Origin of the sequence: Kitasatospora sp. NPDC056273 (assembly GCF_042268845.1) — a bacterium.
In the GTDB taxonomy this organism is placed as follows: domain Bacteria; phylum Actinomycetota; class Actinomycetes; order Streptomycetales; family Streptomycetaceae; genus Kitasatospora.
Genome location: NZ_JBHJSJ010000056.1, coordinates 15,017 through 38,681, shown reverse-complemented (window position 1 = coordinate 38,681; position 23,665 = coordinate 15,017). Strand labels below are relative to the sequence as shown.

Below are 23,665 nucleotides of genomic sequence, written 5' to 3'. Positions count from 1 at the left end.
GCATGGCCACCATCAGCATCGACAAGGTCTCCCGCTGGTTCGGGAACGTGGTCGCGGTCAACGACATCACCATGACCATCGGCCCCGGCATCACCGGCCTGCTCGGTCCCAACGGGGCGGGCAAGTCCACCCTCATCCACATGATGAGCGGCTTCCTGGCCCCCTCCAGCGGCTCCGTCACCCTGGACGGCGCGCCGATCTGGCGCAACCAGCAGGTGTACAAGCAGATCGGCCTGGTGCCCGAGCGGGAGTCGATGTACGACTACCTGACCGGCTGGGAGTTCGTCCTCGCCAACGCCGAACTGCACGGCCTGCCCCAGCCGGGCGCCGCCGCCCGCCGGGCGCTGGACCTGGTGGAGATGGAGTACGCCAAGGACCGCCGCACCGGCACCTACTCCAAGGGCATGAAGCAGCGGGTCAAGATGGCCTCCGCGCTGGTCCACGACCCGTCCGTCCTGCTGCTCGACGAGCCCTTCAACGGCATGGACCCGCGCCAGCGGCTCCAGTTGATGGACCTGCTGCGCCGCTTCGGCGCCGACGGCCGGACGGTGCTGTTCTCCTCCCACATCCTGGAGGAGGTCGAGCAGCTGGCCCGGCACATCGAGGTGGTGGTCGCCGGACGGCACGCCGCCTCGGGCGACTTCCGCAAGATCCGCCGGCTGATGACCGACCGCCCGCACCGCTACCTGGTCCGCTCCAGCGACGACCGCCGGCTCGCCGCCGCGCTGATCGCCGACGGCTCGACCAGCGGCATCGAGGTGGACGAACGGGAGCGGGCGCTGCGGATCGAAGCGGTGAACTTCCAGGGCTTCACCACCCTGCTGCCCAGGGTCGCCCGGGAGGCCGGCATCCGGCTGTACACCGTCTCCCCGGCGGACGAATCGCTGGAGAGCGTCTTCTCCTACCTGGTCTCCGCGTGAGCGCCGTCGGCAGGACCACTGTCGGCGGGACCGCTGCCGCCAGGACCGTTGTTGCCCAGGAAGGGGCCGACCGACCATGAACCCCACCGTCGCCAGGCTGACCCTGCGCGGGCTGCTGGGGCGCCGCCGCGGCCTGCTGCTGCTGGTGGCCCCCGCCCTGCTGCTGGTCGTCGCGGCCGTCGCGAGCGTGTCCAGCGCCGACCCGCACGACATGGCCAACAACATCCTCGGCGCCCTCGGCCTCGGCACCCTGATCCCGATCCTCGGACTGGTGGTCGGCACCGGGGTGATCGCCAACGAGATCGACGACGGCTCGATCGTCTACCTGCTCGCCAAGCCGCTGCCCCGGTGGCGGATCGTGACCACCAAGCTGGTCGTCGCGATCGGCGTCACCTGGCTGTTCTCGGTCGTCCCGACGCTGCTGGCCGGGCTGCTGCTGGTCGGCACCCAGGACGGCGTGGCGCTCGGCTACACCGTGGCCGTGCTGGTCGCCGGGGCCGCGTACAGCGCGCTGTTCCTGCTGCTCGGCGTGGTCACCCGGCACGCGGTCGTGGCCGGTCTGGCGTACGCCCTGATCTGGGAGTCGACGGTCGGCAACTTCGTCGAGGGCGCCCGGACGCTGAGCATCCAGCAGTGGGGCCGCTCGGTGGCCGAGGCGGTCGCGGGACAGAACGCGATCAGCTCGGACGTCTCGCTCGGAGCGGCCGTGCCGCTGCTGCTGGTGGTCACCGTCGCGGCGACGGTGCTCGCCTCGGTGAAGCTGGCCGGGATGACCCTCGCCGGCGAGGAGTGAACCCCGTACGGCACAAGCGGTGAGCCCCGGACACCTGTGAGGGTGTCCGGGGCTCACCGCCGTCCGGAGCTGTAGTGCGCGCGCTCGGCTCAGAGGGTGCGGTTGCGGCCCGCGCCCCAGCCGGCCGCGCCGACCACCAGGACCAGCACCAGCATCAGCACCAGGGGGGTCTCCCAGCCGCCGGTCAGCTGGCGCAGCGCACCCGCGCCGACCGGGCCGGCCGCCGCGACCAGATAGCCGATCGCCTGCGACATCCCGCCCAGCTGGGCGGCACCGGCCGCGGTGTTCGTGCGCAGCACGATGAACGCCAGGCCCAGGCCCAGCGAACCGCCCTGGGCCACACCCAGGATCGTCGCCGACACCCACGCGGCGGAGACCGGCGCGACCAGCAGCATCGCGATGCCCAGCCCGTTCAGGGCGACCATGACCACCGCCAGCGCGCGCTGGCTGGTCATCCGGCCGGCCATCAGCGGCACCAGGAAGGCGCCCGCCACCTGCACCAGGTTGGAGAAGGCGAAGACCAGACCGGCCTGGCCGCGGTCCATGCCGTGCTCGGCCAGGATCGTCGGCATCCACGCGACCAGGGTGTAGACCAGCAGCGACGAGATGCCCATGAAGAGGCTGATCTGCCAGGCCAGCGCGGACTTCCAGATGCCCTCGATCGGCTTGGCCGGCGCGGCGGCCGCGGCCACCGCCCCCTGCCGCTCCTGGCGGGAGCGCAGCACCTGCGGCAGCCAGGCCACCGCCGCGACCAGCGCGAGCAGCGACCAGGCGCCGAGCGAGGCCCGCCAGCCGCCGCCGAGCGCGTGCTCCAGCGGGACGGAGGTGCCGGCCGCGAGCGTGGCGCCGACCAGCATGGTGGTCGAGTAGACGCCGGTCATGGTGGCCGCGCGGTCCGGGAACTCGCGCTTGACCAGGCCCGGCATCGACACGTTCAGCACCGCGATCGCCACGCCGATCACCACGCAGCCCGCGTACAGGGCCGCCACCGAGGGCAGCACCCGCAGCAGCACGCCCGCACCCAGCACCAGCACCGCGCCGAGCACCACCCGCTCGGCGCCGAAACGGCGGGTCAGCCGGGGGGTGAGCGGGGCGCCGACGCCCTGGAACAGCACCGGGACTGTGGTGATCAGACCGCTCGCGGTGGCGGAGAGGCCGAAGGTCCGCTGGATCTCGCCGACCATCGGGGAGACCGCGGCCAGACAGGCGCGCATGTTCAGCGCGACCAGCACGATGCCGGTCAGCAGCAGCAGCGGATGGGCCAGCCGGGCGCGGCCGGGGAGCGGGGCAGGAGCGGTGACAACCGGCTGCTGGGCACGGGTGACGGCCATGGGTGTGCTGTTCTTTCGTGAATGTGCGGGGGAAGCGGACGGCGGAAGGGAGGCTCGCGCCGTCCTACTTCCGGGCCGCGATGGCCGCGAGCAGCTGCTCGACGGCCGCGGTCGGGCCGGCGAGCAGCGCACGACACGCCGCCTCGGCCCGGTCCGGGTCACCGCTCTCGATCGCGTCGACCAGCGCCTCGTGGGTGGCCACGACCGCCTCGGGCATGTCGTGGTCGCCGAAGGCGGAGGTCATCGCCTCGCGGACGGAGGCACCGAAGTAGCGGTACACCTCGGCCAGCGCGGGGTTGTGCGCGGCCTCGACGACGGCGGTGTGGAACTCCAGGTCGTGCTCGACGGTGGCCTCGCGGCTCGCCCGCTCGGGGTGCGCCGCGAACACCTCGGCCTCACGGGCCAGGGCGGCGCGCATCCGCCGGACGTCCTCGGGGGTGTGCCGCAGCGCGGCCAGCCGGGCGCCCTCGGTCTCCAGCGCCGCACGGACCTCCAGGACGTCCCGGATGCCGGAGCGCTGGACGCCGCGCAGCACGGACGCCGGGTCGCTGGTGGAGCGGACGAACGTCCCCTCGCCCTGCCGGGAGACCAGCATCCCGGCGTGCACCAGCACCCGGATCGCCTCCCGCACGGTGTTCCGCCCGACGCGCAGCTGCTCGGCCAGCTCGTGCTCGGTGGGAATCCGCGACCCCACCGGCCACGCCCCACCCGCCAGCTGCTCCCGCAACTGCTCGATCGCGGTGTCCACCAGGGAACGCCGCCCGGCCGCCTGCAGACCGCCGCTCATGCCGGACCTCCCTTCCCACCGCACACGCCGAAACCAGTCGTCGGTCATCCTACAACCGCTTGCCCGGTCATCCTACAACCCACCCCTGACCAGCCCCTGAACCCCCCGATCAGCCTCACCCCACCCGCCGCCGACAGCCCCTCCGGCCCCGAACCCGGGCCCAGGGCCCATGGGCGGGTCCGCCCCGCGCCCTGCGTCCCCGCCTTGGGCCCCGCCCCGGACCCCCGGGCGCGTCTCCTCCGCAGACACCAAATCCCCGCGCCTCACCCCCGCGTCCCCACCTCGGACCCCCGGGCGCGTCTCCTCCCCAGACACCGAATCCCCGCGCCCCAGCAGGGGCGCGGGGAACTGCGCGGGGCGGAAGGCCGCAGCGGATGGCCCGAGCGCCGGCGGTTCTCCGGCCTCGGGCGGGGTTACGGGGTGTGCGAGCCCGGGGCACGGCGCACAAGGGCCGCGCCGGAGGCGTCAGCGCTGCGGGTAGAGGTGCTCCAGGACCGCGGCGACGCCGTCCTCGTCGTTGCTGGTGGTGACGGTGTCGGCGACGGCGAGGAGTTCCTCGTGGGCGTTGGCCATGGCGACGCCGTGGGCGGCCCAGCCGAACATCGGGACGTCGTTGGGCATGTCGCCGAAGGCGATGGTGTCGGCGGCGCGGACGCCCAGGCGGCGGGCGGCGACGGCCAGGCCGGTGGCCTTGGAGAGGCCGAGCGGGAGCAGCTCGACCACGCCGGCGCCGGCCATCACCACGCCGACCAGGTCGCCGGCGGCGCGGCGGGCGGCCTCGGCGAGGGCGTCGTCGGTGAGGGCGTGGTGCTGGATGTACAGCTTGCTGAGCGGGGAGTCGTACAGCCCGCCGCGGTCGACCCGGACGACCGGCAGGTCGGAGCCGATCAGCAGCTCGTAGCCGGGGCCGGCCAGCACCTGGCCGTCGAGGCCGTCCTGGTTGGCGGCGATGGCCAGCGGGCCGGTCTCGGCCTCGATCTTCTCGATCGCGAGCGCGGCGAGCCGCCGGTCCAGGGTGAGCGAGGTGAGCAGCTTGTGCGCGCCGGCGTCGTACACCTGGGCGCCCTGGCCGCAGACCGCTATCCCGGTGTAGCCGATCTCGTCGAAGACCGGGCGGGCCCAGACCGCGGAGCGCCCGGTGACGATGATGTGCAGCGCGCCCGCGCCGGTGGCCGCGGCCAGGGCGGCGCGGGTGCGCTCGGAGACGGTCTCCCCGCTGGTGAGCAGGGTGCCGTCGAGGTCGGTGGCGACCAGCCGGTAGGGCAGGTCGCCACCGTCGAGGGAGACGGGGCTGGGGCTGGTGGTGCTCATGGGCCGTACGTCTCCCGGGAGTGTCGCAGGTGGTGCTGGGCGGGCCGGCTTACTTGACCGGCTCGAGGACGGTCCGTCCGCCGAGGTACGGCCGCAGCGCCTCGGGCACGACGACCGAGCCGTCGGCCTGCTGGTGGTTCTCCAGGATCGCCACGATGGTGCGCGGGACGGCGACCAGGGTGCCGTTCAGGGTGGCGAGCGGGCGGGTCTTGCCCTCCTCGCGCATCCGGATCGACAGCCGGCGGGCCTGGTACTCGGTGGTGTTGGAGGTCGAGGTGACCTCGCGGTACTTGCCCTGGGTGGGGATCCACGCCTCGATGTCGAACTTGCGCGCGGCCGAGGCGCCGAGGTCGCCGGAGGCGACGTCGATCACCCGGTACGGCAGCTCCAGCGCGTTGAGGAAGTCCTTCTCCCACTGGAGCAGGCGCCGGTGCTCGTTCTCCGCGTCCTCGGGAGTGGTGTAGACGAACATCTCCACCTTCTCGAACTGGTGGACGCGGATGATGCCGCGGGTGTCCTTGCCGTAGGTGCCGGCCTCGCGGCGGAAGCAGGACGAGTAGCCGGCGTAGCGCAGCGGCAGCTTGTCGGCGTCGAGGATCTCGTCCATGTGGTACGCCGCGAGCGGGACCTCGCTGGTGCCGACCAGGTACCGGTCGTCCTCGGCGAGGTGGTACACGTTCTCGGCGGCCTGGCCGAGGAAGCCGGTGCCGTCCATGGCGGCCGGGCGGACCAGGGTCGGGGTGATCATCGGGATGAAGCCGGCCGCGGTGGCCTGGGTGATCGCCATGTTGACCAGGGCGAGCTCCAGCAGCGCGCCGACGCCGGTCAGGTAGTAGGAGCGGGCACCGGCGACCTTGGCGCCGCGCTCGGTGTCGATCGCGCCGAGGATCTGGCCGAGCTCGACGTGGTCGCGGGGCTCGAAGCCCTCGGCGGCGAAGTCGCGCGGGGTGCCGATCTCCTCGAGGGTGACGAAGTCCTCCTCGCCGCCGACCGGGGCGGCCGGGTCGATGAGGTTCGCCAGGGAGCGGAGCAGGCGGTCGGCCTCCTCCTTGGCCGCTCCCTGCTCGGCGTCGGCGGCCTTGACCTCGGCGGCCAGGTCCTTGGTGCGCTGGAGCAGGGCGGCCTTCTCGTCGCCCTTGGCCTGGGCGACCTGCTTGCCGAGCACCCGCTGCTCGCTGCGCAGTTCGTCGAAGCGGCTGCCCGAGGACCGGCGCCGCTCATCGGCGGAGAGGAGGGCGTCGACCAGGTCGACGTCCTCGCCACGGACGCGCTGCGAGGCGCGCACTCGGTCAGGGTCCTCACGGAGCAGGCGAAGGTCAATCACAGGCCCAAGCGTACCGGGAGACCGTTCCTCCACCGGTACGGCTTTTTCCCTGGGGATAACTCGTCCGCGCCTGTGGATAACTCCTGTGGGGAACTTCCCGTCGCCGGGTTATCCACAGGCCTGGCCCCGGACCTGTGGATCAAAGGGGAGGATTGCCTTCCGCGTGAACGAACCAGGGAATTGAGGTTTCAAACCTCAATCAACCTTCTCGGGTGAGGGAATTGAAGCACTCGGACGGGTGATTTGCTGGCAACCGGGTGACTCTGGTCCGATTGGTCATCTCTGCGACGCAAACCGATGGTCCGACCGGGTCTGGGCAATGGCTATACCGGTTTGTCGACTCGTCCCCAGGCCTGTGGATAACTCCTGGCTGTGGACAGCGGGGAGCCCTGTGGACAGCGGTCTCCGGCCCCGACGGCCCCTGTGGACGACGGTGCGGTCACCCGCCCGGGCCGCCCGGGCCGGGCGAAAACAGTCGGAAAAGTCCGGAAGGACTCGAGGCGAAGCTCAGATGTCCCCGCGGCCGTCGAGCGCGCGGGAGAGCCAGTCCGCCGCCGAGGTGAAATCCCCGTCCGAGGTCCCCGGCCGGCGGTGGGTGGACTCCTGCCGGTCGGCGCGCGGATAGGAGCCGAGGTACCGCACCTGCGGGCAGATCCGCTTGAGCCCCATCATCGCCTCGCCGACCCGGCGCTCGGACAGGTGGCCCTCGCAGTCGATCAGGAAGCAGTAGCTGCCCATGCCCTCGCCGGTCGGGCGGGACTCGATCCGCATCAGGTTGACCCCGCGCACCGCGAACTCCTGGAGCAGTTCCAGCAGCGCGCCCGGGTGGTCGTCCGGCAGCCAGACCACCATCGAGGTCTTGTCCGCGCCGGTCGGCGAGGAGACCCGCCCCGGGCGGCCGACCAGGACGAACCGGGTGGCCGCGCTCTTCGCGTCCGCGATCTCCTTGACCAGCGGCTCCAGCCCGTAGATCGGCGCCGCGAACTCGCCCGCGAACGCGCCGTCGTAGCGGCCCTCGGCGACCAGCCGGGCGCCGTCCGCGTTGGAGGCCGCCGACTCCCAGTCCGCCTCCGGCAGATTGGCCGCCAGCCAGCGCCGCACCTGCGGCTGGGCCACCGGGTGGCTGGTCACCGTCTTGATCCCGGACAGCTCGGTGCCCGGCCGCACCAGCAGCGCGAAGGTGATCGGCAGCAGCACCTCACGGTAGATCATCAGCGGTGTGCCGGAGGCGAGTTCGTCGTTGGTCGCGGTGACCGCGCCCTCCACCGAGTTCTCGATCGGGACGAACGCCCCGGCCGCCTCCCCGCCGCGCACCGCGTCCAGCGCCAGCGCCACCGAGGACAGCGGCACCAGCTCCCGGGTCGCCGCCTCGGGCAGGGTGTGCAGGGCCGCCTCGGTGAACGTGCCGGCCGGTCCGAGGTAGGTGTAGCGGGTGGCCGACATGACGCCTCCGTGGGGTTCCGGGGTACTGCGCGGGCAGGGTGTGCCGAAGCAGTCACCCTAACGATTCAACGGCCCCGGCGGCCAAGCGTTCCAGTGGCCGGGACCGCGGCGGTGGATCCCGGGGGTCCGCCGTCGGACCCCCGGGGAACCGTCCGGGGAACTACCCCTCCAGCAGCTGCCGGCCGAGGTAGCCGCCGGGCGGCGCGCCCGGCGGCAGCGCGTACAGGCCGCTCGCCTCGTGCCGCAGGAAGCGGGAGAGGCCGTCGCCCCGGGAGAGCTTGCGCTGCACGGGGGTGAAGCCCTTGCCCGGGTCGTTCTGGAAGGCGAGGAAGAGCAGCCCGGCGTCCGGTGAGCCGTCCGGCAGCAGCCCGTCGTGGTACGAGAAGCCGCGCCGCAGCATCGCCGCCCCGCCGTTGGCCGCCGGGGCGGCGACCCGGATGTGCGCGTCGGCGGGGATCGCCAGGGTGCCGTCCGGGCCCTGCGCTGCGAGGTCGACCGGGGAGCGCTCGCCGGCCCCGGCGGGCGCGCCGAGCGGGGCGCCGTCCGACTTGCGCCGCCCGATCACCCGCTCCTGCCGGTCCACCGGCAGCGCCTCCCAGTTGTCCAGCAGCATCCGGATCCGCCGGAACACCAGGTACGAGCCGCCGGCCAGCCAGGCCGGCTGGTCGCCATCGGCGGCGCAGAACACCTTGGCGGCGAAGCCGTCCTCGTCCGGCCGGGGGTTGTTGGTGCCGTCGATCTGGCCCATCAGGTTGCGCCCGGTCACCGGCTGGGCGGCGGCGCCGGGGGTGCGGGCGAAGCCGGCCGACTGCCAGCGCAGCGCCGCCGTACCGGCCGCCAGCCGCTGGAGCACCCGCAGGGCGTGCACCGCGACCAGGGCGTCGTCCGCGCCGATCTGGACGAACAGGTCGCCGTCGCCGCGGGCCGGGTCGAGCGCGTCGCCGGGGAAGGCGGGCAGCGGTGCGAGCCCGGGCGGGCGGCGGTCGGCCAGCCCGGCCTTGTCGAACAGCGTGGCGCCGAAGCCGACCGTGACGGTGAGCGAGCAGGGTCCGGCGTCCAGCGCGACCTGGTTGTCGAACTCCTCGGACGGCTCCCCGGCGGTCAGCCGGTCGGCCGCCTTCGTCCAGCGCTGGAGCAGGGTGCGCAGCCCGTCCCGGCCGACGCCCTCGGCCAGGTCGAAGGCGGCCAGCTGGACCCTGGCCTGCGGCGGGTCGGTGATCCCGGCCTGGTGCTCGCCGCGGAACGGCACCCGGGCCGCGCCCAGCGCGCCGCCCGGGCCGGCCGCGGCCCGGCCGCTCCGGTCGGGGCGGTCGTAGGCGACCGCCCCGGCGACGCCCGCGCCGGCCCCGACCAGCAGCCCGGCCCCGGCGGTGCCGAGCAGCGCCCGCCGGGTGAAGCCCGCGGGCCCCGCCGAAGCGTGGTCCGCCGGGCCGTGGCCCGCCGGGTTGCGGCCCGTCGAAGCGTGGTCCGTCGACATGTCGGTCACCCCGCTCACCCGATCTTGAACTGCTGGGTCGGGGTGGTCTGGTCGATGTCGGAGGAGCGGATCTGCACCGACACCACCCAGGTGCCCGCCAGCGGCAGCTGCGCGGTGCCGCTCCAGCGGCCGGTGCCCTCCGGGGTGAGCGCGACCGGCAGCGGGCCGAGGTCGCGGTCCGGCAGGGTGAAGGCGAGCTCCACCTCGGGGACGTCCACCGGCTGCCCGTCCGCGCCGTCCAGCGCGAGCTTCACCTCGTTCGGCCCGGTCCGGGCCGGGTTGAGGGTGACGGTCGCGGTGCCCTTGGCGTTCGGCGTCCGGCCCTTGGTGTCGTACGGGAGCTTGAGGTCGACGGTGCGGCCCGGCTCGGTCTGCGGCGCCGCGGCGGCCCCGCCGGCGGCCGGAGCGGCGGCCGCCCCGGCCTTGACCTCGCCCGCCACCCGCCCGGGCGGGGAGTTGGTGAGCATCGTCGTGACCACCAGCACCGCCACCGCGACCAGCGCCTCGACCAGCACCGAGCGGCGCAGCCCGGCCCGGGTCGGGGTCAGCCCGCGGTCGCGTCCGGCGCTCCGCAGCGCGGCCCGCTGGCGCTCCAGCTGCGCCTGCCGGGCCGGGTCCTCGCTGTGCGCCGCCACGGCGACCGGCTCCGGCAGCTCGGCCGGTGCGACCTCGACCGCCTCGGCCGGGGCCGAGCGCAGCCTGGCCAGCCAGGAGCGGGAGATCCAGGCGACGCCCAGCATCGCGGCCACGCAGCCGCTCTTCACCAGCAGCAGCCGCCCGTACTCGGTGCCGGTCAGCGCGCCCCAGCTGCCCAGGCCCCGCCAGGACTGGTAGATCCCGGTCCCGGCCAGGACGGCCACCGAGCCGAAGGCGAGCTTCGAGAAGCGGTCCACCACCTCGGCGCCGACGCCCTCGCGCAGCGCGACCAGCAGCGCGGCCAGCCCGCCCAGCCAGAGCGCCATCGCGATCAGGTGCAGGATGCCGAGCGGCAGCGCCAGCCAGACCTGGATGCCCACCGAGGCGTGGTCGGCGCCGACCCAGGTCGCCGAGAGGGCGACGGCCAGCACCAGTCCGGCCACGCCGAGGCCGAGCCGGGCCTCGCGCTGCGGCCGTTCGGCGGCCCGCCGCTCCAGCTCGCGCAGCTCGGCGGCCTCGGCGTCGTCCTCGGAGGCCGCGCCGCGCGCGAGGCCGTCGGAGCCGGCCTCCTCCTCGTCCCGCGGCTTCGGCACGACCGGCCGCGGCGGCTGCCCCAGCTGCCCGACCAGCAGCGACAGGAACACCCCGCCCGCCGCGAGCAGCAGCAGCCGGGCGGCCAGCGCGGTGCCGATCCGCTCGTCCAGCGTGGCGCGCACCAGCGACAGGTCGAAGGCCTGCCCGATCCCGGAGCCGCGCTCGTACGGGCCGCGCAGCATCAGCACCGCGACGGTGGAGACCAGCAGCGCCGTCCAGCCGGTCATCAGCAGCCGCTGCACCCGGCGCCGGGCGGTGCCGGCCGGCCAGCAGAGCAGCACGAAGGCGGCGACGCCGACCAGCAGCGCGAAGGCGGCGTACGCGACGGTGCGCCCGGTGCCGTACAGGGCGGCGACCAGGCCGTCGGCCTCGGCGCCCTGGAGCGCGGTGGCCGACACCGAGGTGTCCGAGGGCGCGCCGATGGAGAAGGTGAACGCCCCTCCGACCGGGTGGGAGTCGTCCGAGACGGCCCGCCAGGCCACCGTGTAGGTGCCGTTGGCGAGTCCGTCGCGCAGCCCGACCCGGGCGGTGTTGCCCTTGCCGTCGGCGTGCGCCGGGTTGCCGGTGTCCACGGCCTTGCCGGCCGGGTCGAGCACCCGGACGGAGTCGTTGGAGAGCGAGACGGACTCGCTGAAGGTCAGCGTCACCGCCTGCGGGGCGGTGGCGACCACCGAGTTCTGCCGGGGGTCGGTGGAATCCAGGGTGGCGTGCGCGGAGGCCGGCCCGGCGCCCGCGAGCATCAGCGCGAGCAACGCGCCGAGCACTCCGAGCACCCCGGCGATCCGGCGGTGGGTGGCCTTCTCCAGGCCGGCCGACTGCATGGTGGCGGTCCCCTTAACTCTGGCCGGGGCGGTAGGTGAGCTCCTTGACCGGCACCTTGACCGAGATGGTGCCGGACTTGGCGAAGGTGAGGTCCAGCTCCAGCTCGTCGCCGAGGACCGGGGCCTTCTGCCACCCCATGATCATGAGGTGGTTGCCGCCCCGGGCGAGCTGCAGCGCGCCGTGCGCGGGGACGTCGAGGCTGTCCACCTGCTCCATGGTCGACGCGCTCGAGCGGTGCATGGTGACCGACTCGGCGGCCGGGCTGCTCACCTTGAGCAGCTGGTCCTGGCCGCCGTCGTTGCGGACGGTCAGGTAGCCGGCCGCCATGCCGCCGGCCGGGGGGAGCGGGATGTAGGAGTCGGCGACGCTGAGCCGGGCCGGCCCGGCGGCGGCACCGTCCTGGCCGCCCGCGCCGCCGCCCGTCCCGCAGGCGGCCAGGATGGCGCCGCCGCCCAGGGCCGTGGCGACGACGGCGCCGAGCAGGGCGCTGCGGCGGAAGCGGCCGGTCCCGGTCTGCGCCGGGGTCACGCCGCGACCCCCTTGGCGAGCAGCGGCAGGTCGTGCTCGTAGGTCTTCTCCTCGGTGCCGCTCATGTAGAGCACGTGCGCCTTGTCGTCCGAGGGGAGGAAGGCCAGCACCTGCGCGCCGTGGGTGGAGGTGACCGTGCCGTCCGCGTTGACGACCGGGTCCTCGATCATGATGCCGAGCGACCTGGCGGCGGTCTTCACCTTGGCCAGGTCCCCGGTGAGGCCTATGAAGTCGCTGCCCATCGAGTCCAGCCAGGTGCGCAGCACCTGGGGGGTGTCGCGCTGCGGGTCGGTGGAGACGAAGACGACGTTGACCTTCTGCCGCTCCTCCGCGGGGAGCGCCTTCATCGCGACGCCGATGTCGCCCATGGTGGTCGGGCAGACGTCCGGGCAGCTGGTGTACCCGAAGAACAGCAGGGTGGCCTTGCCGTTGGTCTGCTGGCGCAGGTCGAAGGGCTGGCCGGCGGTGTCGGTCAGCTGGAGGTCCGGCTTCTCGAAGTTCTTGGCGAGCTTGGTGCCCTGGTACGGGGTGTCCTCCTTCTGCCGGGTGACCTTGGCGGCGGTGGAGCCGCCGCCGGAGGAGCCGCAGGCGGAGAGGGTCAGGGCGGCGGCCAGCGCGAGGGCGGCCGCGCCGGCCAGGCGGGTGGTGCGGGGCATGGGAGTTCCGATCGTGCGGGGTGGGCCACCGGTGGGGCCCGTACCCGTGGTCCGGGTACGGGCCCCGCCGGCGTGGGGTCAGGAGGCGGAGTTGCCGCTCTTGCGGCGCAGGCCGAGCACACCGACGGCGGTGCCGATCACACCGACGACGATGCCGACCACGCCCAGGGTGCGGGCGGTGGAGTCGCTGGACTTGGCGTCGCCGGCGGCGGCCTGGTCGGAGCTGCCCCCGTGGGCGCCCGCGGCCGGGGAGGCGGTGACGCCGTGGCCGTCACCCTCGGCGGCCTTGGTGAGCTTCAGGACGGGCGCGGGCTTGGCCGGCTCGGGCTGGCCGTCCTTGGTCTCGTCGATCCAGCGGGCGATGTCGCCGTTGTCGTAGGTCTGGAGGGTCTTGAAGACCAGGTTGTCGGTGTCGGTCGGCAGCGGGCCGAGCGAGACCCGGAACTCCTGGAACTGGCCGGGGGCGATCTTGGTGCCGGCGTCGGCGGTCCAGGTGATCTTGGAGACGGCCTCGGTGACGTCGTTGCCGTGCACCTTGATCGGCTTGTCGAGCTTGGCCTTCTCGACCGCGGCGGTCCAGCCCGGCAGCGGCAGGGTCCGGACCGAGGCCAGCGGGTGGTCCAGCGGGAGGTTGACCTCCAGCTTCACCGTGCCCGCCGTGTCGCTCTCGTTCGGCACCCGGAAGTCGACGGCCGTGTAGCCGCCCTGGGCGGCCGCACCCGGGTTCACGGTGACGTGCGCGAAGGCGGGGCCGGCCAGCGCCACCACGGACGCGGCGGCGGTGAGGGCGACGGCGGCGAGACGGCGGGCGGGAAGGGAACGCATGATGCGGGTCTCCGATCGGAGCTCGGCGGCAGCCGGAACCGGCGACGGACGGGAGCCGTGCCGCGGGGGCCGCGGGGGTGGGGACGCGGGGGTGGAGCCTCGGGCCGCCCCCGTGGTCGGGGGAACGGCCGGACGGTACGCACGCCGGGCACCCGGGACGGCCGAGGGCCGCCAGGAAACGCCGGTCAGTACGCGAGGGCCCCGCACGGCGGGCCGCGCCGCACCACGCTGTGCCGCAGCACGGCACCCGCCGGGAGCGGGCTCTCCCCGCCCCGGGCACCGAACCGGCGGGCCGGGCCGGCCGTCCCGAACAGACCGCGCAGCAACGCGGCCACCAGCGCGAACGCCGTACGCAGCGGCGCCGCCCAGTGCTCCCGGGCGGCTGTGGCGGCCACCCGCAGCAGCTGCCACAGGGCCGCCTCGCCGCGCCGCAGCCACCAGCCCGCGACCAGCGCGGCGCCGAGGTGCCCGGCCAGCATCGACGGCGTCATGCCGAAGACCCCGGCCTGCCACCAGGGCGCGGCGGCGAACGCGTGCGGGTCCAGGCCCGCGGAGGAGACCAGCTGCTCCGGGGACGGGCTGCCCGGCAGGCCGAGCAGCGTGCCGGGGCGGGCCTCGTTGCAGATCAGCCGGCCGGCCACCTGCGGCACCGTCAGCGGACCGGAGCCCCCGTGGTGCATGCCGGCCATGGAGCCGCCGAAACCGTTGAAACCGTGGAAGAGGCAGTGCAGTCCGAGCTGCCCGGCACCGAGCGCCCCGGCGATGGCCGCCAGCGAACGCTCCCGCCCGCCGCAGACCACCGCGAACGCCAGCACCGCGGCGAAGCCCAGCGCCAGCGCGGCTGGCGGCACGTTCCCGCCACCCGCCAGGGCGTGCCCGGCGGCGGCTATCAGGGTGCACACCAGCGCGAACGGGACCGCCCGGGCAAGCCGCAGGTCCCAGGCGGCGGACCCCACCGGCTGGGCCGGTCCGGGGGCGCCCGGGAGCGGGGCGGCGGCGAGGGCAGTCATGGCCGGGCCATCCTCTCATTGCGTACGCCGCCGACACGGGCAGGGTGGGAAATCCCTACGAATGCCCCTTTCGGCGGCGCGTGCGAGGGGGCGTACGCGTCGCCCGGCACAGACCCCGGCCCCCGGTCCATCCGCCGAACGGGCGGTAGCGGCCCCCGGGCACGGTTCGCCGGGGAATCGCCCGGAGATACCTAGTTGTATGTGGAGCCGCAGCCAGGAGGGACCTCCCGTGGACATCTGGTGGACTCTGCACCTCAAGCGCGACCCGGCCAGCGTTCCGCTGGCCCGGCGCATCCTGCTCGGTGCGATGGCGACCGCGGGCGTCGACCCGCAGATCGCGGACGACCTCGGCGTCGCCCTCACCGAGGCCTGCGCCAACGCCGTCGAGCACGGCGCCACCGGGCGGCCCGACGACGGCTTCCAGGTCACCGCCTCGATCTGCGGCGACCGGCTGCGGATCGAGGTCACCGACTCGGGCCCCGGCCTGCCGGCCCCCGCCCCCGCCGGGGCCGCTGCCGCCGTCCGCCGCACCCCCGCGCCGGACCAGGCCCGTCCGGCGGCGGCCGGCCGGGCGCCCCGCCGCACCCGCCGCGGCCGCGCCACCGTCCCGGCCCGCGTCCTCGCCGCGTACGGCCCCCGCCGCGACGGCCACCCGTACGACACCCACGTCCTGCCCTGTCGCCCCAGCGTCCCCACCCTGCGCCCGGTCGACCTGGACACCCTCCCCGACCTCACCGCCGAGTCCGGCCGCGGCCTCTTCCTCATCCACGCCCTCACCGACCACGTCCAGCTGCGCAACCACCCGCTGCGCGGGGCGATCGTCAGCTTCGACAAGATCCTCAAGTGGCAGGACGACGCGCTGCTGCGGGCGGCTTCGTAGTTGTAGGGGACGGCGGGGGAGCCGGGGTCGGTCAGTGGCGCAGGGCTTCGGCCGGTTCGACGGCGGCGGCCCGGAGGGCCGGGTAGAGGCCGGCCAGTAGGCCCACCAGGCTGCCGGCCAGGGGTGCGGGCAGGACCGTCCAGGGCTGGAGCAGGGCGGTCCAGTCGCGGGCCAGCGCGACCAGTACCACGACGGCCACGCCGATCGCGGTGCCGATCAGCCCGCCGAGGGTGCCGAGCACGGTGGACTCGGTGAGGAACTGGGCCGCGATGTGCCGGGGCCGGGCGCCGAGGGCGCGCCGCAGGCCGATCTCGCCGGTGCGCTCCAGGACGGCGACCAGCGTGGTGTTGGCGATGCCGACCGCGCCGATCACCAGGCAGATGGCGGCCAGCAGCAGGAACAGCCCGGTGAGGTCGGTGGAGACGGAGTCCCGCAGGGTGTGCGGGTCAGGCGGGGCGAGGGCCTCGAAGTCCTTGGGGGCCTCCGGGCGCAGGGCGGTCGGGGCCTGGGAGGCGACCAGGGCGGCCGCGCCGGTCCGGGTGCGGACCACCATCCGGGCCCGGCCGTTCTCCCCGGGCGGCGGGTTGCCCCAGAGCGTCCGCGCGGTGGTGGTGGGCACCATGACGTCGAGCGCGGTCTCGGGCAGCCGGGCGCTGCCGTCGATGATGCCGATGACGGTGAAGCCGACGCCGTTGACGAACACCGCGGGGTGGGCGTCGAGGCGGCTGATGCCGAGCCGTCCGGCGGCGGCCGAGCCCAGGACCGCGACGCGCAGGCCGCGTTCGCTGTGGAAGGCGTTGTAGACGGTGCCGGCGGAGACCCGGGCCTCGATCGCGTCGAAGCCGCCGGGGGAGAGCGCCAGGACGTTGAGCCCGGCGCCGGAGCCGGTGCCGGGCACCGGGGAGGTGGAGATCTTCGGCTCGGTCAGCGGCGCGCTCCAGTAGACCCCGGCCGCGACCGCGCCGTTGAGCCGGCCCACCCGGCGGTCGGCGTCCTCGGGGAAGTCCATGGCGGCCCGGCGCTGGCCGTTGCCGAGGACCACCTCCGCTCCGCGGCCGACCAGGGTGACCGTGGTGTTCTGCAGCGCCGAGAAGCGCTTGCCGATCTGGCCGGTGGCGCTGGAGGTGAGCCCGAGGACGGCGACGAAGGCGCCGACGCCGAGGACGGTGCCCAGCAGGGTGAGCACCGACCGGCCGGGCCGCTGCACCATGCCGGACAGCGCCTCGCTCAGCAGGTCGGTCAACCCGAGCCGGGAGAGCGGGACTTCGGTGGACGTGGCGCGCCTCCTCACCGTTCGACCGCCGCCCCGGTCGCGCTCAGCCGGCCGTCCCGGATGGTGATGGTCCGCCGGGCCCGTTCGGCGACCTCGCGGTCATGGGTGATGACCAGCAGGGTCAGGCCGCTCCCGTGCAGTTCCTCGAACAGCTCCATGACCCGCAGGGCCGTCGCCGAGTCGAGGTTCCCGGTCGGTTCGTCGCACAGCAGGAGCGACGGCCGGTTCACCAACGCCCGTGCCACCGCGACGCGTTGGCGTTCACCGCCGGACATCCTGGAGGGCAGGGCCTCGGCGCGGTGGCCGAGGCCGACCTGGTCCAGGACCCGTCGGGCGGCGTCGGCCCGGCCCGCCCTGGCCGATCCGTTGTAGACCTGGGCGAGCATCACGTTCTCCAGTGCGGTCCGGTACGGCAGCAGGTGGAAGGACTGGAAGACGAAGCCGATCCGGCGCCCGCGGAGCGCGGTGCGGCGGGCCTCGGAGAGCGCGCCGGTGTCGATGCCGTCGAGTTCGTACGTGCCGCCGCTGGGCCGGTCGAGCAGGCCGAGCAGGTTGAGGAAGGTCGACTTGCCGGAGCCCGAGGGGCCGATCACGGCGGCGTACTCGCCGCGGGCGACCTCCAGGTCGAGGGGGTGCAGGGCGGTGACCGGCGGTGGGCCGGGGAAGGTGCGGAACGCCCCGCGCAGCCGGATCACCGGGGTGTCGCGGTCGGCTCCGGCGCGGTCTGTCCCGGCCCCGCTCACCGGCCGACCACGACCTGCTCGCCGGGCTTGAGCTCGGCTCCGGCGGCGGGCTTGACCTCGACGAAGCCGTCCGCGGCGACGCCCGCCGTCACCTCCACGGTGCGCCGGGTGCCGTCGGTGCCCGCGACGGACACCGAGGTCCGGCCGTCGACGCCCGAGCTGATGGCCGAGGAGGGTACGGCGAGCACCTCGCCCTGGGTGGAGGCGGCGACCACGGTGATCCGGACGTCCTGGCCCTCCAGGGCCGGGTCCCAGGGGGCGTCGGGGGTGACGACGAGCGGGACGTAGGGGTCGGTGCCGGCGCCCGGGGCCGCCGGTGCCGCGCTGGCGGCGCCGCCTCCACCCCCGCCACCCCCGCCGCCACCGGGGCTTCCCGGGGTGACGAGCGCGCCCACCGAGCCGACCTTGGCGGCGAGTTGGACGCCCGTGGTCTCGGACAGCACGGTGACGTCCATGCCGGGCTTGACCAGCGGGGCGTCGCCGGGGAGCAGGTGGCCGGTCAGGTTGAGGCCGCCGGCGGTGAGGGTGAGGACCGGGGCCGTCACCTTGTCGCCGACCCTGGCGCCGACGGCGCCCACCCGGGCCGGCAGTGCGGGCAGGAAGACCACCTCGGCGGCGGGCAGTTGGGGGCCGTCCTTGGCCTGGGCGCGGGCCAGGTCCTGCTGCTTGGCGGTGAGATCGGCGCGGGCCCGGGCGAGCGCGGCGGCACCTCCAGTGGTACCCCCGGCGGGTGCGCCGGTCCCGGTGGCTCCCGGGGCCGGCGCGCCGTTCTTGCCGGCCGCCGGGGCCGTGGTGGCCGGAGTGGCCGCCGCGGTCGGCTCGCCGCCGCCGCGGGCGGGCTGGCTCTCCAGGTCCCGGACGGCCTGTTTGGCCTGGTCCACGGCCTGCTGGGCGGTCCGGACGGCGGTGGCGGTCTGGTCGCCGGTGGTGGCCGCCGGGTAGCCGAGCTTCTGGTAGAGCCTGGCCACGGCGGCCTTGGTGGCGGCCCCGAAGTACCCCTTGTCGTCGCCGCCCGGGTAGTACCCCATGTCCCGGAGCACGTCCTGCAGTTGGCCGATGTCGCCGCCGGACTCGCCCGGTGCCATGTCGCGGTAGGCGGGTGTCGAGCCGGGCAGGGCGATCACCGGCCGTCCGGACACCTCGGCCAGCACCTGCCCGGAGTCCACCGCGTCCCCGCTGTTGACCTTCAGCGCCGTCACGATCGGGGTGCCGCCGCCCGGGCCGCCGGCGCTGGCCGAGACCGCGCCCGGCTGCACCGGGAAGGACTGGCCGGCCGTGAACACCCCGCGCAGGACGGTGGTGTTGGAGAGCACCCGCTGCACCACTGGTGCCGTGAGCACCGAGGCGGGCGGCGCCTTGGCGTCGGCGGCGGCCTGCTCCGGCGAGCGGATCAGGGTGGCGGCCCACATCCCGCCCCCGGCGGTGACCGCCGCGACCAGGGCGATCACGACGATCAGCCGCCGCCGTCGACGCGGGGTGGACCCGGCCGGGGTGGCGGGTTCCGCTGCGGTGGCCTCGGGCTCGGGTGTTTCCACGGCTTCCATTTCCGGTACGTCTTCCGGTGCTTCGCGCTCGGACGGGGGTCAGCTGCTGCGGGGCGGGGCGGCGGTGCCCCCGGGGCACGGCAGCGGGTTCTGGATGTCCGTGACCTTCCACACCCCGTCGATCAGACGCATCGTCATGATGCTGAGCTGCTCGGGTCGTCGGCCGACCTGGCTGATCTCCTGGCCGGTGCCCGCGTCCACGATCCGCCAGGCGTTCAGGTCGACGCAGTCGTACAGCCGGCGGGCCTCCCCGTCGGTCCGCACGCCGAGCAGCCGGTGCTTCACCTCGCCGCTCATGTGCTGCCCCTCCTGGCGCAGTTGGTCCACCGAGGCGCGAAGGATGGAGAGGTTGGGCTCGTCGGCGTGGGCGTCCAGCGGCGCGGCGGCGACGTCGCCGGCCCGGGCGACCTTCGTCCACTCGTCCCAGTAGGCGAGGTACGGCTGCCGCAGGTCGTCCCCGACCGCGGTCAGCCGCTCGCCGTTCGGGCCGGTGGCGGTGGTGCGGTCCGGGGCGGCCGAGGAGGTGCCGGAGCAGCCCGCGGCGGCCAGGATGGCGGCGCAGGCCAGGGCGGCGGCGGCCGTCCGCGCCGGGCGGCCGGGCCGGGCGCGGCTCACTGGCCGTGCTCCCGCAGCACCGTCGCCGCCTGGTCGAGCTGGGACTGGATGGCGGCGCGGTAGGCCTTCAGCTCGTTGTCGTGCTGCTCGATCAGCTGTTTCTGGATGGCGCTCTGGACGCCGAAGGCGATGCCGGAGAGGTTGGTCTGTCGGGTGCAGGCGACGTCGGCCTTGGCGGTGTCGATCTCCCGCTGGGTCACCGTGGGGCCCCAGGACTCGGTGCTGAGGCTCTCGGGGTTGCCGTAGGCGTAGCCCCGCTGCTTCATGCAGGACGCCCATTCGGTGGTGGCGGCGACCACCCGGGCGTCCGCCTTGGTGCGGTTCATCGACTGGCCGGTGAGGTCCCCGTAGACGTCGGCGGCGGGCGGCTTGTCGCCCTTGAGCTTGCGGTCGGCCTCGCCGGTGCAGCCGCCGGGCGGGGTGCTGCCGCCGGCCGGTTCGCCGCCGGTGGGGGACTTCAGCCCGGACAGCGCGGTGAACTCGGCGGGGTTCATCGGACTGCCGCTGCCGACCTTGGCTCCTCCGGCGGTGCCGGGCTGGTGGAACCCGTACTGGGCGGCCTGCGCCTCGTTGAGGAACCCGTACGGCGTGGGCATGTCGTCCTTGCCGGCCTTGGTGAGGTCGGCGTTGTTCGGCTGCCAGGAGGCGAAGCCGAGCCGCTTCATGCAGTCCTGGGTGAGCAGGCCCTGCGCCTTCGCGATGCCGGTCAGCTCCTGGGGGCTCGCCGCGAAGGCCCGCAGCGGGAGCTGCTGGGTGTCGGCCACGGTCGTCGGGGTGGGCGTCGCGGTCAGGGCGGGCGCGGCGGCCTGGCCGCCGGTTCCGCCGGTGGTCGGGGCGGCGCTCCCGCCGGAGGAGCAGCCGGTGAGCAGGGCGAGCCCGGTGGCGGCGACGACCAGGGCGGTGCGGCGGTGGGACCTCACGAGTGGACCTCATCGGGTGGGCGGGCCGGTAGTCTCGGGCGGAGCCCTCTTCGCCCCATTAGCGGTGGGGCGAAGAGGGCCGTGGTGCGGTGGGGCGGATCAGCAGCGAGTCGTCTGGCCCGTGCGGGCTCCGGAGATGTAGTCCTCGTGGGTGTAGCCCCAGACGCCGGTGTTCCGGTCGGTGTTGCTGTCCCAGTAGGACCAGCCGTTGACGGTCGAGCCGTTGGTGAAGCACCAGTCGTTGGTGCCGTGGCCCGGGTAGCCGATGCCGTTGATGGAGGAGTTGGTGTACGGGCCGCTGCGGATGTTGGCGGCGGTGGTGTAGTCGCTGACGTAGAGGGCGTTGGCGGCCCCGGTGCCGAGGGTCAGCGCGGCGACGGCGGCGGCCGCCACGGTGGCCACGCGGCCCATGCGGTTCTTGAGCATGGTGAGTCCCATCTCTCTTGGTGCGGAGGGTAGTTGCCGATGCCCCGAGTGGGGCCAGGACATCTCAGCACCGGGCCGGACGGTCCACCAGTGTCCTCAGGTACAGTCCTCCAGCCGGAACAGCAGGGCCGCCTGGGCCAGTTGGATGCGCGAGCACACGCCGAGCTGCTCGAACAGGGCGGCGGTGTGCGCCTTGACGGTCCGCTCCTCGATCCGCAGTTCGGCGGCGATCTCCTGGTTGGACAGGTCGGTTCCGATGAGTTCGAGGACTTGGGCGCGGCGCTGGGAGAGCCCCCTGACCCGGTCGGCCGCCGCGCGCATTCTCGAAAGATGATCGATCGTCAAAAGCTGTGCATCGCCCATCGGTTCCCCCCGTAGCCGAGTGTGGAGCGTACGCACGACAAGTCTCGGCCGGGCGGTAGGCCCAGTCAACGTGGATGTTACGGAGAGAGACGCTCCGGATGTCCGCGGTGATCCGGCCGGGGGTGGGCCGTACGGGCCGCCGACCGGCGGTTCCGCTCCGGTTGCCGGGTGCGCGCGGCGGTCGGACGATGGGGGCATGATGCACCAGATGCGGGCCGAGTACGGCGCCGGCGGCGAGGCCGGCGGGGTGCGGCTGTGGCACATGGTCCGGGGCGAGGAGAGTGTGGCGATGTGCGGCCGCGAGCTCGACCCGGCCGCGCGGGTGCGGGAGGCGGTGGACTGGGGGAAGACCCCGGAGCTGTGCTGCCACACCTGCGGGGCGTACTTCCTGCGCGAGGCGCCGTACCTGGCGGCCGAGCACCCGTAAACGGCGCTACCGTGCTCGGCATGGAGGAATCCCTCGTCCGGCCGTCGCCGTTGACCGATGAGGCCGCCGGGCTGCGCGCCGGTGTGCCGGAACTCCCCGAGTACGTGGACCGGTTGTGCGCGCTGGTCGAGCGGGTGGACCCGCTGATCCACGCGTTCGTGCCGGAGCCCGGGCGGTACGACCGGCTGCGGTCGCGGGCGCGCGGGCTGGCCGCGCGGTACCCGGAGCCCGACCGGCGGCCGCCGCTGTACGGGGTGGCGGTGGGCGTCAAGGACATCGTGCACGTGGACGGGCTGCCCACGCACGGCGGTTCGGCGCTGCCGCCCGGGGTGCTGGCCGGGCCGCAGGCCGTGGTGGTGGACCGGCTGCTGGCGGCGGGGGCGATGGTCGCGGGCAAGACGGTGACCGCCGAGTTCGCCGCGAGCGCCCCCGGTCCGACCCGCAATCCGCACCGTCCGGGGCACACCCCGGGCGGCTCCAGCAGCGGTTCGGCGGCGGCGGTCGCGGCCGGGCTGGTGCCGCTGGCGATCGGCACCCAGACGGTCGGCTCGGTGATCCGCCCGGCCGCGTACTGCGGGGTGGTGGGCTTCCGGCCGACGTACGGGCGGATCCCGATCGCGGGGGTGATCCCGAACGCGCCGAGCCTCGACACCCTGGGGACCTTCACCGCCGACCTGGCGGGCGCGGCCCTGGCGGCCCCGCTGCTCTGCGACGACTGGCGGGGCGACGGCCGGCTTCCCTCCCCGGACCGGATCGGCGCCGGGGAGGTCCGGCCGCCCGTGCTCGGGGTGCCGGACGGGACGTACCTGGAGTGCGCCGAGCCGGCCGCGCTGCGCGCCTTCGAGGAGCAGCTGGCCCGGCTGGCGCGGGCCGGGCTCACGGTGCGCCGGGTCGAGCTGTTCCCGGACTTCGCCGAGGTCGTCCGGCAGCTGCAGACGGTCAACCGCTTCGAGCTGGCCCGCGGCCACGCAGACTGGTTCGCCCGCTTCGGCGGGCTCTACCGGCCGGAGACGGCGGCGGGCATCCGGGTCGGCCGGGGCGTCGCGGCCGAGGACCGGGAGGCCGCCCTGCGGTTCCGGGAGCGGCTGCGCGAGCGGGTGGCCGCGGCGGGCGCGGCGGCCGGGGTGGACCTGTGGCTGGCGCCCTCGGCGACCGGCGGGGCGCCGGAGGGCCTGCACAGCACGGGGGACGCGGTGATGTCGCTGCCGTGGAGCTTCCTCGGGCGCCCGGCGCTGAGCCTGCCGGCCGGGCGGACCGGGGACGGGCTGCCGCTGGGCCTCCAGGTGGTCGGCGCGCCCGGCGGGGACGAGCTTCTGCTGGCCCAAGCAGCCTTCGTTGAAAGGGTGCTGACGGAGCGTTAGGCGAGCGCCGGGTCGGCCGGGTCGGCGGCCTCGGCGCGCAGCAGGCGCAGCAGCAGGCGGCCGGCCCGCTCGTACGGGGTGTCCTCGTCGTGCAGCACGGCCTGGGAGTTGGCCGTCTCCAGGACGGCGATCAGGGCGAAGGCGAGGTCCCCGAGGTCGGTGTCGGGGCGCAGGGCGCCGGCCGCCCGGGCGGCGGCGAGGGTCTCGACGACGGTGTCGGACCACTCCCGGGCGCAGCCGGCCAGGGCGTCCCGGACGGCGCCGGGGCGGGCGTCGAACTCGGCGGTGACCTCGTAGAAGAAGCAGCCGCCGGGGAACACCCGGGCGCGGGAGTAGGCCAGCCAGCTCTCGCAGAGGGCGCGGGCCCTGGCGAGGCCGGGCGGGGTGTCGGCGACCGGGGCGACGACGGCGTCGGCGAAGATCCGGCGGGCGGCGCGGACGGTGGCCAGCTGCAGCTCCTCCTTGGAGCCGAAGCCGGCGAAGACGCCGCTCTTGCTGAGTCCGAGGTCGGTGGCGAGGCGGCCGATGGAGAGCGCGTCCAGGCCCTCGACGGAGGCGATCCCGACGGCGCGGCGCAGCACCGCGCGGCGGGTCTCCTCGCCGCGCAGGACCCGTCCGTCCGTGGTCGTTCCGGCCATCGTCCGCGCCCCTGTTCC

At 74.7% G+C, this 23,665-nt stretch carries 24 protein-coding genes; 5 read left to right on the top strand and 19 right to left on the bottom strand.

Annotated elements, in window-relative coordinates; translation table 11 throughout:
* The first annotated feature begins 2 nt into the window (after positions 1–2).
* A complete protein-coding gene (locus ACFCY1_RS34000) occupies positions 3–920 on the top strand; it encodes an ABC transporter ATP-binding protein (RefSeq protein ID WP_375877086.1) in 918 nt (305 codons plus the stop codon).
* 76 nt (positions 921–996) lie between these two features.
* Complete coding sequence (locus ACFCY1_RS33995) at positions 997–1,713, top strand: ABC transporter permease (RefSeq protein WP_049652868.1); 717 nt, start codon at positions 997–999, stop codon at positions 1,711–1,713.
* Positions 1,714–1,802: 89 nt separating this feature from the next.
* Here ACFCY1_RS33995 and ACFCY1_RS33990 read toward each other — a convergent pair whose 3' ends face one another.
* The 11 genes from ACFCY1_RS33990 to ACFCY1_RS33940 all read right to left on the bottom strand — a co-directional run bounded on the left by ACFCY1_RS33990 (position 1,803) and on the right by ACFCY1_RS33940 (position 14,457).
* On the bottom strand, positions 1,803–3,044 hold the full coding sequence (locus ACFCY1_RS33990; RefSeq protein ID WP_375877084.1) for a CynX/NimT family MFS transporter: 1,242 nt from the start codon (positions 3,042–3,044) through the stop codon (positions 1,803–1,805).
* Between the two features lie 64 nt (positions 3,045–3,108).
* A complete protein-coding gene (locus tag ACFCY1_RS33985) occupies positions 3,109–3,831 on the bottom strand; it encodes a FadR/GntR family transcriptional regulator (protein WP_049652863.1) in 723 nt (240 codons plus the stop codon).
* A 465-nt stretch (positions 3,832–4,296) separates the two neighbouring features.
* Positions 4,297–5,142 (bottom strand): HAD family hydrolase, encoded by an 846-nt coding sequence (locus tag ACFCY1_RS33980; RefSeq protein WP_375877083.1) that lies wholly within the window; start codon positions 5,140–5,142, stop codon positions 4,297–4,299.
* A gap of 49 nt (positions 5,143–5,191) precedes the next feature.
* Positions 5,192–6,466, bottom strand: coding sequence for a serine--tRNA ligase (gene serS, locus ACFCY1_RS33975; protein WP_375877082.1), 1,275 nt, complete (start codon positions 6,464–6,466; stop codon positions 5,192–5,194).
* A 507-nt stretch (positions 6,467–6,973) separates the two neighbouring features.
* Positions 6,974–7,909 (bottom strand): prephenate dehydratase, encoded by a 936-nt coding sequence (gene pheA / locus ACFCY1_RS33970; protein ID WP_049652857.1) that lies wholly within the window; start codon positions 7,907–7,909, stop codon positions 6,974–6,976.
* Between the two features lie 160 nt (positions 7,910–8,069).
* Positions 8,070–9,386, bottom strand: a complete 1,317-nt coding sequence (efeB, locus tag ACFCY1_RS33965; RefSeq protein WP_375877081.1) for an iron uptake transporter deferrochelatase/peroxidase subunit — start codon at positions 9,384–9,386, stop codon at positions 8,070–8,072.
* A gap of 14 nt (positions 9,387–9,400) precedes the next feature.
* Positions 9,401–11,437 (bottom strand): FixH family protein, encoded by a 2,037-nt coding sequence (locus tag ACFCY1_RS33960; RefSeq protein ID WP_375877080.1) that lies wholly within the window; start codon positions 11,435–11,437, stop codon positions 9,401–9,403.
* Between the two features lie 13 nt (positions 11,438–11,450).
* A complete protein-coding gene (locus ACFCY1_RS33955; RefSeq protein ID WP_053112532.1) occupies positions 11,451–11,966 on the bottom strand; it encodes a copper chaperone PCu(A)C in 516 nt (171 codons plus the stop codon).
* The gene (locus ACFCY1_RS33950) at positions 11,963–12,622 is read right to left on the bottom strand and encodes an SCO family protein (RefSeq protein ID WP_049660017.1); all 660 of its coding nucleotides are present in this window, start codon (positions 12,620–12,622) and stop codon (positions 11,963–11,965) included. The genes ACFCY1_RS33955 and ACFCY1_RS33950 overlap by 4 nt, the downstream gene beginning before the upstream one ends.
* 78 nt (positions 12,623–12,700) lie before the next feature.
* Positions 12,701–13,447, bottom strand: a complete 747-nt coding sequence (locus tag ACFCY1_RS33945; protein ID WP_375877079.1) for a YcnI family protein — start codon at positions 13,445–13,447, stop codon at positions 12,701–12,703.
* A gap of 185 nt (positions 13,448–13,632) precedes the next feature.
* Positions 13,633–14,457, bottom strand: coding sequence for a hypothetical protein (locus ACFCY1_RS33940; protein ID WP_375877078.1), 825 nt, complete (start codon positions 14,455–14,457; stop codon positions 13,633–13,635).
* 229 nt (positions 14,458–14,686) lie between these two features.
* Between ACFCY1_RS33940 and ACFCY1_RS33935 the strand changes: the two genes are divergently transcribed.
* On the top strand, positions 14,687–15,337 hold the full coding sequence (locus ACFCY1_RS33935) for an ATP-binding protein (RefSeq protein ID WP_375877077.1): 651 nt from the start codon (positions 14,687–14,689) through the stop codon (positions 15,335–15,337).
* Between the two features lie 31 nt (positions 15,338–15,368).
* On the opposite strand, the gene ACFCY1_RS33930 is transcribed toward ACFCY1_RS33935, so the two are convergent.
* The 7 genes from ACFCY1_RS33930 to ACFCY1_RS33900 form a co-directional block, all read right to left on the bottom strand.
* A complete protein-coding gene (locus tag ACFCY1_RS33930) occupies positions 15,369–16,628 on the bottom strand; it encodes an ABC transporter permease (RefSeq protein WP_375877076.1) in 1,260 nt (419 codons plus the stop codon).
* Positions 16,625–17,353, bottom strand: coding sequence for an ABC transporter ATP-binding protein (locus tag ACFCY1_RS33925; RefSeq protein ID WP_049657146.1), 729 nt, complete (start codon positions 17,351–17,353; stop codon positions 16,625–16,627). Before ACFCY1_RS33925 ends, ACFCY1_RS33930 begins: the two co-directional genes overlap by 4 nt.
* Positions 17,350–18,897, bottom strand: coding sequence for a peptidoglycan-binding protein (locus ACFCY1_RS33920; protein WP_375877075.1), 1,548 nt, complete (start codon positions 18,895–18,897; stop codon positions 17,350–17,352). Before ACFCY1_RS33920 ends, ACFCY1_RS33925 begins: the two co-directional genes overlap by 4 nt.
* A 39-nt stretch (positions 18,898–18,936) precedes the next feature.
* Positions 18,937–19,512: a hypothetical protein gene (locus tag ACFCY1_RS33915; protein WP_375877074.1), complete on the bottom strand. Its 576-nt coding sequence runs from the start codon at positions 19,510–19,512 to the stop codon at positions 18,937–18,939.
* Entirely contained in the window at positions 19,509–20,432 is a 924-nt protein-coding gene (locus ACFCY1_RS33910) for a hypothetical protein (RefSeq protein WP_074002027.1), read from the bottom strand. The genes ACFCY1_RS33915 and ACFCY1_RS33910 overlap by 4 nt, the downstream gene beginning before the upstream one ends.
* Positions 20,433–20,531: 99 nt before the next feature.
* Complete coding sequence (locus ACFCY1_RS33905) at positions 20,532–20,858, bottom strand: hypothetical protein (protein ID WP_375877073.1); 327 nt, start codon at positions 20,856–20,858, stop codon at positions 20,532–20,534.
* A gap of 96 nt (positions 20,859–20,954) precedes the next feature.
* Entirely contained in the window at positions 20,955–21,179 is a 225-nt protein-coding gene (locus ACFCY1_RS33900) for a response regulator transcription factor (protein ID WP_049657156.1), read from the bottom strand.
* A 238-nt stretch (positions 21,180–21,417) separates the two neighbouring features.
* Here ACFCY1_RS33900 and ACFCY1_RS33895 point away from each other — a divergent pair, with 238 nt between their 5' ends.
* Together ACFCY1_RS33895 and ACFCY1_RS33890 are read left to right on the top strand one after the other, a co-directional pair.
* Complete coding sequence (locus tag ACFCY1_RS33895; RefSeq protein WP_049657159.1) at positions 21,418–21,648, top strand: hypothetical protein; 231 nt, start codon at positions 21,418–21,420, stop codon at positions 21,646–21,648.
* A gap of 20 nt (positions 21,649–21,668) precedes the next feature.
* A complete protein-coding gene (locus ACFCY1_RS33890; protein ID WP_375877072.1) occupies positions 21,669–23,009 on the top strand; it encodes an amidase in 1,341 nt (446 codons plus the stop codon).
* Here ACFCY1_RS33890 and ACFCY1_RS33885 read toward each other — a convergent pair.
* Positions 23,006–23,647: a TetR/AcrR family transcriptional regulator gene (locus ACFCY1_RS33885; RefSeq protein ID WP_074002030.1), complete on the bottom strand. Its 642-nt coding sequence runs from the start codon at positions 23,645–23,647 to the stop codon at positions 23,006–23,008. The genes ACFCY1_RS33890 and ACFCY1_RS33885 overlap by 4 nt on opposite strands.
* Between the last annotated feature and the right edge of the window lie 18 nt (positions 23,648–23,665).

Bases quoted from the DNA above. Each gene is read 5' to 3' on its own strand.
- ACFCY1_RS33885 (WP_074002030.1), bottom strand. From the start codon at position 23,647: ATGGCCGGAACGACCACGGACGGACGGGTCCTGCGCGGCGAGGAGACC.
- ACFCY1_RS33890 (WP_375877072.1), top strand. From the start codon at position 21,669: ATGGAGGAATCCCTCGTCCGGCCGTCGCCGTTGACCGATGAGGCCGCC.
- ACFCY1_RS33980 (WP_375877083.1), bottom strand. From the start codon at position 5,142: ATGAGCACCACCAGCCCCAGCCCCGTCTCCCTCGACGGTGGCGACCTG.
- ACFCY1_RS34000 (WP_375877086.1), top strand. From the start codon at position 3: ATGGCCACCATCAGCATCGACAAGGTCTCCCGCTGGTTCGGGAACGTG.
- ACFCY1_RS33905 (WP_375877073.1), bottom strand. From the start codon at position 20,858: ATGCTCAAGAACCGCATGGGCCGCGTGGCCACCGTGGCGGCCGCCGCC.
- efeB (WP_375877081.1), bottom strand. From the start codon at position 9,386: ATGTCGACGGACCACGCTTCGACGGGCCGCAACCCGGCGGGCCACGGC.
- ACFCY1_RS33945 (WP_375877079.1), bottom strand. From the start codon at position 13,447: ATGCGTTCCCTTCCCGCCCGCCGTCTCGCCGCCGTCGCCCTCACCGCC.
- ACFCY1_RS33950 (WP_049660017.1), bottom strand. From the start codon at position 12,622: ATGCCCCGCACCACCCGCCTGGCCGGCGCGGCCGCCCTCGCGCTGGCC.
- ACFCY1_RS33990 (WP_375877084.1), bottom strand. From the start codon at position 3,044: ATGGCCGTCACCCGTGCCCAGCAGCCGGTTGTCACCGCTCCTGCCCCG.
- ACFCY1_RS33940 (WP_375877078.1), bottom strand. From the start codon at position 14,457: ATGACTGCCCTCGCCGCCGCCCCGCTCCCGGGCGCCCCCGGACCGGCC.
- ACFCY1_RS33995 (WP_049652868.1), top strand. From the start codon at position 997: ATGAACCCCACCGTCGCCAGGCTGACCCTGCGCGGGCTGCTGGGGCGC.
- pheA (WP_049652857.1), bottom strand. From the start codon at position 7,909: ATGTCGGCCACCCGCTACACCTACCTCGGACCGGCCGGCACGTTCACC.
- ACFCY1_RS33900 (WP_049657156.1), bottom strand. From the start codon at position 21,179: ATGCGCGCGGCGGCCGACCGGGTCAGGGGGCTCTCCCAGCGCCGCGCC.
- ACFCY1_RS33895 (WP_049657159.1), top strand. From the start codon at position 21,418: ATGATGCACCAGATGCGGGCCGAGTACGGCGCCGGCGGCGAGGCCGGC.
- ACFCY1_RS33985 (WP_049652863.1), bottom strand. From the start codon at position 3,831: ATGAGCGGCGGTCTGCAGGCGGCCGGGCGGCGTTCCCTGGTGGACACC.
- ACFCY1_RS33920 (WP_375877075.1), bottom strand. From the start codon at position 18,897: ATGGAAGCCGTGGAAACACCCGAGCCCGAGGCCACCGCAGCGGAACCC.
- ACFCY1_RS33960 (WP_375877080.1), bottom strand. From the start codon at position 11,437: ATGCAGTCGGCCGGCCTGGAGAAGGCCACCCACCGCCGGATCGCCGGG.